We start from the raw sequence: 1,817 nt of genomic DNA on the forward strand, positions 1-1,817 counted from the left end.
CTGCCGGTCGACCGACGGCGACACGGCAATGGCCGAGAGTTTTAGCCCGGCCCGGCGAACCAGGTCGGCGACGCCGGACAACTCGGCGTCAAGATCACCAGCGCAGGCAACGACGCATTCGAGGGTGGTTTCGGCTGCGTAGGCAGTTGCGAGCCGGGCGAAAGCGCGCAAGGCATCGAGCCCGTGGCCGCGCGTCGGATCGTGGTGAAACAGCAGCTGTTGTGGGCCGAGTGCCGCCAGCGTGGAGAGGTTCGCCAGCGCCGTCTCGACATCCTCGGGATAGATGACCACGCCGACATCGGGCAGCCTTGCTCCCGCCTCGCCGAGTTCGACCCTGACCGGTTCGCTGGCCACTGCGGCAGCCGGCGCTTTGCCTTCACCTGCGATGCGCAGGCTGATCGTCTGGCTCAGGGGCTGGCCGGCAGGCAGCACATACGGCCACGGCAGCACCAGCGGCCGCACATAGGTCTTGTAGGAGGCGTCCGACCAGTTGCGCTGGTCCTCCATTTCGAAAGTATCGCCTTCCATCCGGCACTCAGCGATGACACCAGGCCGAACCTGATGGGAGATGGCGCGGATATCCTTGAAAGGCTGCCAGGGGTCGATCAGCTGGGGAAGTTTCGTCGCCACCACGCTGCCGTCTGTGTGCTCGACCATGACCGGGCTACCGGCGAGGTCGGCGATCGGGTGCAGGATACAGAAGCCGCAGCGGTTGGTTTCGAAATCGTTTTCGGGAAGGGCGCTGACGTCGAAGACCAGACGGCCGTCGGCAGAGCCTTTGATGGTGGCGCGGAAGCCGAGCCGGTTTCCATCGGGGGCCAGGCAGCTTGCCGAATAGCTGACCGAAAAAGCGTCGGCACCCTGCTCGATCACCAGGTCCGTCAAATTTGGCTCATAGGTGCCCCAGTCGCGGTCACGCACGATATAGGCGATGGCGCGCAGCACTTCGGTGCCGCCATGGCGGATGGTGCGCAGATTGCCGTTGACGAAGTCGGCGCTGAGCGAGCCTGCGCTGAGCCTGACCGGCTCGGCCTCGACCACGCGCGTGCCGTAGAGCAGGAAAGTGCCGGCGGTCATTTCGGCAAGGCGTCGAGTTGCACCGGTTGCCGGCTCGCGGCCCCAGCATAGGCGGCCTCGACCAGCGCGAATGTCCTAAGATTGTCGGCGCCCGAGGTCGCCGGCTCGGTCCCCTTTGCCAGGCAGTCGACCCAGTGCTGCTGGATGGCTACGACGCTTTCCTGGATGTTGTGCCAGGGCCGCGACGCCCAGGCCAGCAGCGGCGGCGAGACGTCGGTGACGGCCGTGCCGCTCTTGCCGGTGACGGTCAGCCGGTATCCCTGCGCCAGCCGGATCGTGCCGTCGCTGCCATCGATCTCGATCAGCGTTTCGGGAAACGGCTCGGTGGCGAGCTTGGTCGCGTAGCTGCAGTCGACCACGGAGGTTGCGCCGCTCTTGTGGTCCATCAGCATGGTCGCCACATCCTCGCCCGCAATGGCGGGATTGATGCGGGCGATTCGTGTCGTGATGGTCGAGACGTCGCCGAGCAGGAAACGGGCGATATCGAGGATATGGATACCGAGGTCCTCGATGATGAAGCGCTTTCCCGTCGCCAGATAGGGCTGACCGGAAAACACGTCATAGGCCGAGCGGAAGGAGATACGCCCGAAGAAGGGCGTGCCGATCTCGCCGCTATCGAGCACGGTCCGCACCGCCTGGATAGGTGACTGCCAGCGAAAATTCTCATGCACCATCAGCGGAACGCCGGCTTCCGCGCATGCCTTGACCATCGCCTTTGCGTCGGCAAGCGTCGGCGCGAA

The 1,817-nt window shown here is 65.2% G+C and carries 1 protein-coding gene and 1 pseudogene; both read right to left on the reverse strand.

Annotated elements, in window-relative coordinates; all coding sequences use genetic code 11:
* Window positions 1–1,077: pseudogene (locus EN969_RS29470) on the reverse strand (hypothetical protein); the annotation flags it as partial.
* On the reverse strand, window positions 1,074–1,817 hold a 744-nt coding region (locus EN969_RS29475), incomplete at its 5' end, for a Gfo/Idh/MocA family oxidoreductase (RefSeq protein WP_164758606.1). The gene EN969_RS29475 and the pseudogene EN969_RS29470, both read right to left, overlap by 4 nt.

Origin of the sequence: Mesorhizobium sp. M7A.F.Ca.CA.003.01.2.1 (assembly GCF_003998945.1) — a bacterium.
GTDB lineage: Bacteria > Pseudomonadota > Alphaproteobacteria > Rhizobiales > Rhizobiaceae > Mesorhizobium > Mesorhizobium ciceri.